Below are 6234 nucleotides of genomic sequence, written 5' to 3' on the forward strand. Positions count from 1 at the left end.
CGCTTTATATAGCGATTCTATCGGACTCATACGGCACTTTATGAACCAAGAATTGCTCGGTGGTCTTCTGTCGGACCATATGACCGACAGGACCGATGAACCGGACACGGATGCACTTGAACGGCTCCGGAAGGGCCAATACAATCATCTCGGTGATGACCGCCCCCTCGTGGCTGACGAGTTCGAGGCAGATCTCTCAGAGATCCAGCGACTGAAATTGGTAACAGTATATGACGAGATATTCTCAATCGAAATCGCTGAAACTGATCCCAGCGAATTACCAACTGATCCGGTAGCTCTGACTCCAGAGTGCGACCCGGCGACCGAAATCTACCTTCGTAGGAGCGTGTCGACTCCAGAACTGGTAACGATTGAGTAGCCACACCACCCCTAGTTTGGAGTGATCCTACCAATCCTCAATCGTTTGTCTCGATACTTGGAACTTCATCTTCCCACCCTTCCTCACCGTAGGCGTCGTCTGTCGGCACGGAATCAAATAGCTGGACAACCGCGTCAAGCGATTCGAGTCGTTGCTTGAGCTTATCGGCCCTCGGATCAACGTAGTAGGCTCCTTCTGACCGCTCGACGAGATCGTTTTCGAAGAGTCTCTCCACGGTTTCCGACACATTCGACTCACAAATATCGGTGTGCTCTGCAATCATTCTAGGGGTGAATCTTTGCTTCCGACGCACGATGAGGAAACTAAGTGCCTGGTATTCGTTTGTATCTGGCTTGACTGGAAACAGATTCTCCGACATCGTTACGGCCTGTTCATCGAGTCAGTACATCAACCTCGTGCTAATCCCACCAATCGAATTCTGGGGTGACAGATCCCCTCCCACTGCTCGGCGACTATTGACCGTTTCTCTTGTCGGTCGTTGTTGTGAGTTTTGCGTCTGGTACTCCGGTCTCACCTCGTTGAAAAGAGGGGCGTTGTTCTTAGGACGAGAGTCGTCCAATTTCGCCGAGCTCCACGATAGATACGCCGTTTATCCACAGGCCATTCAGGCCGACGTGCGGTCTCAATGTGCTAAGGATAAATGGTTCGTTACACGAGTTTCTAGAATGGCTATTATATTGCCCCATCTAGTAGCTCCCAACAGTGAGTCAAGATAGTAAATGGGCAATACTTTTTATCCGTGCCGGTCCAACGCTAGATTGAGATGAGTGCAACCAACAGCACCACGGACTCGGATTCGCTCAACTTGGGCCAGCTAAGCGGTGCTGTTCTCACCTACGAAGACGGCGACGGTAACACTGTGGTCGTTGAGTTCGACGAGTGAAGCGATTCTACAGCCGCATAGCATCGATACCCAATAGCTGGTTGAATTTCCACAATTCCCCCTCGGCGCCCTCAGTAAGTAGATACCCCTCTTCAAAAGCCGATACGAGCGTGACAGCAAAGTAGTCCCAGCGGGATATTAACTGTTCATCCGATTCTTCCTCTTGGTTAAATGGCAGCGACGGAATATCCGGCCCTAGATTCGTGTCTGCAGCCAACGCGGACATAGTTCGGTAGTCAATGTTGTAGCACTGCTTGAGTGTGAGCAAGGTCCTGCTGAACTCTCTTGGTTCCCTCTCGTTCGTCGCATGATGGGTAACATATTCCTGTGGAACCGTTACTTGAATTTGGGGGAATTCACCATCATTGATTGGGCATGACTCGTTCTCCATCAGTTTCTCCCGACCCGCGTCGGTGAGTCTGTTATCTTCGATATATTCAGAGAGTCTTCTTAGCGCAGGGATGGTGCCGACGACCGAGAGCTCACGTCGCTTTGCATAACGAGTGGTTTCTGTTTCTTCATGAGTATACGCGACAACATCACCGCTACTGACCCATCCGCTGAGAATAGACTCAGGATCGTCGCTTGCTGTCCGACTACTGTCGGGAATCGGAACTGTGGCATCCGGGTCAATTAACTCGCCGATAGCATCGACGATTTCATCTTGCTCGTGAAGGGTCAAACCGATCTCCGGGAGGACCCCTTCTTCAGGCTCGGTACCCCCGGTTGGGCCGGTGAGTGTCTTGAGTTGCTCAATGTTCACTACTGGGACGTCGACTAGTTCGCCAAGATCCCCGAGGGTGTGATCGCCCGTGATTAAAAACGCTCCCTGCGACTCTGCGTGACTCAACACATAGAGATCAGCGATATCACCGATCGACAGGTCTGGAGGTAATTCCGGGGGAATAGTTTGAATTTCGACGGAAAGAAAATCTAACCACTGGAGACGCTTGAGCATTTTTACATTCTCGAACCCCTGCCTGTTCTTCGGATTGGTTCCTTCTCCCCTATCTGCGTGCTTGTTAAACTCAAACAAAACTGCCCATGGAATGTGAATAGTGGAGTCCCGGAAGAATGCGTGTGAGAGGACCGTGTGGAGGATGGTCGTTGGTTGATCCGCAGTATGATCGTGATATAAGGAATTAGTATCGAGAACCCAGTCACGCTGCTCGATCCGTTCCTGTTGTGGGAACTGGGTCTCACCAGTAACCACATCATCGAAATCAAGCTGTGCTGCAATCATCTCATTGACCGCTGAGACAAGAGTATCTAAGGCCTCAATGCCCTCGGGGCGACTCCAGACGATTCGGTCCTCCCTCGGATGAAGCACGAGTGTAACTTGATCGAAAAGGAAGAAGACGTTCTCATCGTCCACTCTAAGCGGGAGGTCAGTGTCCACACCGCCACGTGTCGATTCGAAGTTGAACTGCGGGTTGGCCTCTTGAATTGCAGTATGAATCGTTGTCGTGTCCAGTCCTTCAGATACGATCTCCCCGTCAGAAACGAAGCGAACAGGAACTTGGACACCAGGGATTAGCTCTAGTGCATCCGATTCAATTTGAATCAGGTCGTCATTTTTGTTGTCGGTACTTGTCGGTCCTACAAGTGAGGGGGCGCCCGGAAGCGCGTAGTTCCACGTTGATTTGAAATAACGCTGTGAAAGAATCTGTTCGCGAAATCGGCTGATCTGTTCTTCCGACAGGTCCTCATTGTAGTAGGTAAAGAAGGCTTCCTCAGGAGATCGAATCGATTCATTGATACGACTGATCGTTGTCCAGTTCGGTGTCTCATCACAGAGATACTTACAGAAATACTCTGGTTCGAGATTGAACTCTCCGATAGAGACCAAATTATTCGGTTCTCGCTGTCCGTTAATGATCTCTAGAACGCCAACACCAATCAATGCTTGCGGCTCTTCGGGCTTGTCAAGCGACTGCTGGATCTGTTGAACGAACTCGTGAAACTGGGCATCAGACGATGGGTTAGCGCGACCGTCGTCAAGTACTCGAAACTCATCGGGAAGGAACCCGTACTCTGAGCGTAACTGGCCAGCTGTGTGGTAGGCTCCGTGGGTACGCGCTCGAAGCTCGTCTTTCCAGAGCGATTGCTCAAATTGTTCCACAGTAGCGTACGTGGTTCCGGTATTTCCCTCAAACTCGCCGGTCAGCTCAATCACATCTGTCGGCGACAATGCAAACTCCTCAAGCTCATCGGCGCCGAAAACGATCGAATACGGCCGTGAGAAACATGGTAGATACGACATATCCGAGATTGCACCTACCCGATCTATGATTTCGGCGTAATCATTGAGGATTCGACGAGCGTAACTCGCAGAACACCCCACAATCTCTGCAATACGTTGGCTTGACCGGCTTTCATCAGCGGTAGCAGCGTGGATGATATCTCGTTGTTTAGGAGTGAAATCGGAATTGAACGTGCTACTCACTATACTATATTTTGCTATGATTACAAAATAAAGATGGCGGTGGGGAACCGCGAGGAATTATAATATAAGCTCAACAACATTGTTAAAGCGTACTCGACCTAATCCACGAACGTTGCTATCGACCGGACCTTGCCACGCGTCCTCGGCTCCAATGTTCTAACTGATTAGTCAACTTGACGCGCTGATTGATTGACCATCTTGGTTTGGATATCCGCGATCGCTAACCTCGGTGAGTCGCCCGTGGCAGGACTTATCCACAGATTTGCGTTCGTCGTTCATCGATCGGGCGAAGTCTTCGGCGTCCCTCGAGTAGCGCTCCAGCTGCTGGATCTCCTCGTTGGACCAGCCAAGATCTCGGAGTTCGTCACAGGCTTCGTCGTGACCTTCCTCACAGGCTTCTTGAGCACGCTTCTCAAGCTGGCTCTGTGTCTGGATGACAATATTGATGTGCCAGAAGTGTGAGTCAATATAAATATTCAATGAGTGCTCTTGTCCACGCCACTGTCTGGGAGAATTTAGGAGATGGGCAATACAGTGTGAAGGTACCTAACGGGAGTATTTTTCAAATATCGTCAAGCACTGCGTTAACTGAAGGCGATTCAGTGAAAATAGACTCTGAAAGTTTGCATTTTGAGGGGATGGCTAACTCGGTCCCATCAACACGAAACGAATTTGCGACTGTGAAAAAGGACTTGGAAGACTCTGTACTTGTTGAAATTAATGGTACCACTCAAAGTATTTGGAATCCAAATAATATCTCGGTGGAGAGAGGAGTTACTGTTGAGATTAGTGACACAGGAATAGTATCAGACGTATTTCCGGATGTAGATCCTTCCCTCTCCTTATTTGAGAGAGATAATGATTCTCTGATTAAATCATTCAGAGAAGATAAACCCGAAGATAAAGACGACGACGATATTCTCTCATTCAGTGATTTTGGCGGTATGACGATACAGCAAAATCAGTTCCGTGAACGAGTCGAGCTATTCTTAGAGGACGCCGAAGCGCTTCGTGAAGTAGGTACAGAACCTCGGATGGGTGCTCTATTCTATGGCCCGCCTGGAACAGGAAAGACCCACTTCGCTCAAATTCTCTCTGACTCCCTCGAAGCGCAGTTCTACCGAATTCGGGGACCTGAAATTGTGAGTAAAGGTGTTGGAGACACAGAGAAGCTGATACGTGATATTTTCGACGATGCAGTAGATGAGAGTCCCTCTATTATTTTCTTTGACGAAATTGATAGTATTGCTGGGGATCGTGGAGGCAGTGAAACGAGAGACTTCAGCCAGAGGATTGTTGCTCAATTGTTATCAATTATCGATGGATTTGACAGAGCGCGCAAAAATGTGTTCGTCATCGCCGCCACGAACCAGATTAACGAAATAGACGCAGCTTTGCGCCGCTCAGGCCGGTTTGATTGGGAGGTTCATTTTCCAGAACCTGACTCTGAGCAACGAAGACAGATTTTCGAATCACTTCGAGAAGAATATAAAATTTCGGAGAGTGTGTCTGAGGATGATATCTCCCAGATTCTGTCTCGAACTGAAGGCTGGACTGGAGCAAAGCTGCGTAAGCTGTTAAATGAGGCAGGAGCTCTCTGCGTGATTGATGGGCACGGTGAAATACGGCATTCCCATCTGTTAAAAGCACACGAGAGAGTTCAACAAGAGGAAACAAATCAAGGGGGTATATAAATATGAGTGTCTGGGGTAAAATCAAACGAGCTGGACTAGCGACGATAAGACTGCCCCTCCGCGGGATCGATTGGATTAAAGCCAAATTAGGATACGTATCTGTCCCTACCCATCGGGAATTCGTTTACTTAGACGAGACCTCAGTAATCAGTCTGATCGCATCAACGACCGGAGGAATCACCGAACAAAAGAGTACAGTAAAGCGTCGACAGATTTCAGGAAGCATCACAGGAGAATTGGGTGACAAATCTTCGTCGCTGGGGGCGAATGTGGGAGCTACAAAAGAGAGGGAGACTCAAGCAACTCATCGCTATGTAATTCAATCAAATTTCAAGGAGCTATACGATATGCGTGCGGATGATATGGTAATAGCAGATGAATATGAGGAAAATAAATCTTATCCCCAGGAAATTTGGAATTATATAACTCCGGGCGAAAGCAATCAAGACCCTATCCACGAAACTGAAGTCAGTCGCGGCAACTTAGCAGAAATAAACGTGGACCTCGGATCACATAAGGTCTACAATTTTTACACAGCAGTTGGGTCAATTGCGGAAATGTACGACGTTTTTCCTGAGGGGTCTCAATTTGTTAATGAATTGGAGAATGAAGACCTGTCTATTGAAATTCTAAATGCGTTTTCCGAGCTAGTGGAACATCTGCTGGCAGGGTTGGTTCCTATTGTCAGTACCTCACAAAGCATTCTCGGCTAGCTGTTTCTGAAGCCTGAGTTCCACGGCGGAGCTGTTGTGCTGGTGGTCTTGACGAGAAGATCTCCGACGAACCGACGGAGAGCTGTCGCTGTCGGCGG

6 protein-coding genes are annotated in these 6234 nt (G+C 48.8%); 4 read left to right on the forward strand and 2 right to left on the reverse strand.

The genetic code is table 11. The features are described 5' to 3' along the window. The first annotated feature begins 79 nt into the window (after positions 1–79). The gene (locus tag LPA46_RS04785) at positions 80–379 is read left to right on the forward strand and encodes a hypothetical protein (RefSeq protein WP_230891615.1); all 300 of its coding nucleotides are present in this window, start codon (positions 80–82) and stop codon (positions 377–379) included. A gap of 37 nt (positions 380–416) precedes the next feature. Here LPA46_RS04785 and LPA46_RS04790 read toward each other — a convergent pair whose 3' ends face one another. Both LPA46_RS04790 and LPA46_RS04795 read right to left on the reverse strand, forming a co-directional pair. Next, a complete protein-coding gene (locus tag LPA46_RS04790; RefSeq protein WP_230891616.1) occupies positions 417–758 on the reverse strand; it encodes a helix-turn-helix domain-containing protein in 342 nt (113 codons plus the stop codon). A 532-nt stretch (positions 759–1290) separates the two neighbouring features. Continuing rightward, positions 1291–3729 (reverse strand): hypothetical protein, encoded by a 2439-nt coding sequence (locus tag LPA46_RS04795; RefSeq protein ID WP_230891617.1) that lies wholly within the window; start codon positions 3727–3729, stop codon positions 1291–1293. Positions 3730–3969: 240 nt separating this feature from the next. Between LPA46_RS04795 and LPA46_RS04800 the strand changes: the two genes are divergently transcribed. From LPA46_RS04800 to LPA46_RS04810, 3 genes are all read left to right on the forward strand, one after another. Continuing rightward, complete coding sequence (locus LPA46_RS04800; RefSeq protein WP_230891618.1) at positions 3970–4191, forward strand: hypothetical protein; 222 nt, start codon at positions 3970–3972, stop codon at positions 4189–4191. 74 nt (positions 4192–4265) lie between these two features. Then, complete coding sequence (locus LPA46_RS18980; RefSeq protein WP_230891619.1) at positions 4266–5423, forward strand: ATP-binding protein; 1158 nt, start codon at positions 4266–4268, stop codon at positions 5421–5423. 2 nt (positions 5424–5425) lie between these two features. After that, positions 5426–6136 (forward strand): DUF6414 family protein, encoded by a 711-nt coding sequence (locus LPA46_RS04810; RefSeq protein ID WP_230891620.1) that lies wholly within the window; start codon positions 5426–5428, stop codon positions 6134–6136. Positions 6137–6234: the final 98 nt, after the last annotated feature.

Source organism: Halobacterium sp. KA-6 (assembly GCF_021029015.1).
Lineage (GTDB): Archaea > Halobacteriota > Halobacteria > Halobacteriales > Halobacteriaceae > Halobacterium.

What these genes read in the sequence shown, in the direction of transcription:
- LPA46_RS04810 (WP_230891620.1), top strand. Translation starts at nt 5,426, where the DNA reads ATGAGTGTCTGGGGTAAAATCAAACGAGCTGGACTAGCGACGATAAGA.
- LPA46_RS04790 (WP_230891616.1), bottom strand. Translation starts at nt 758, where the DNA reads ATGTCGGAGAATCTGTTTCCAGTCAAGCCAGATACAAACGAATACCAG.
- LPA46_RS04785 (WP_230891615.1), top strand. Translation starts at nt 80, where the DNA reads ATGACCGACAGGACCGATGAACCGGACACGGATGCACTTGAACGGCTC.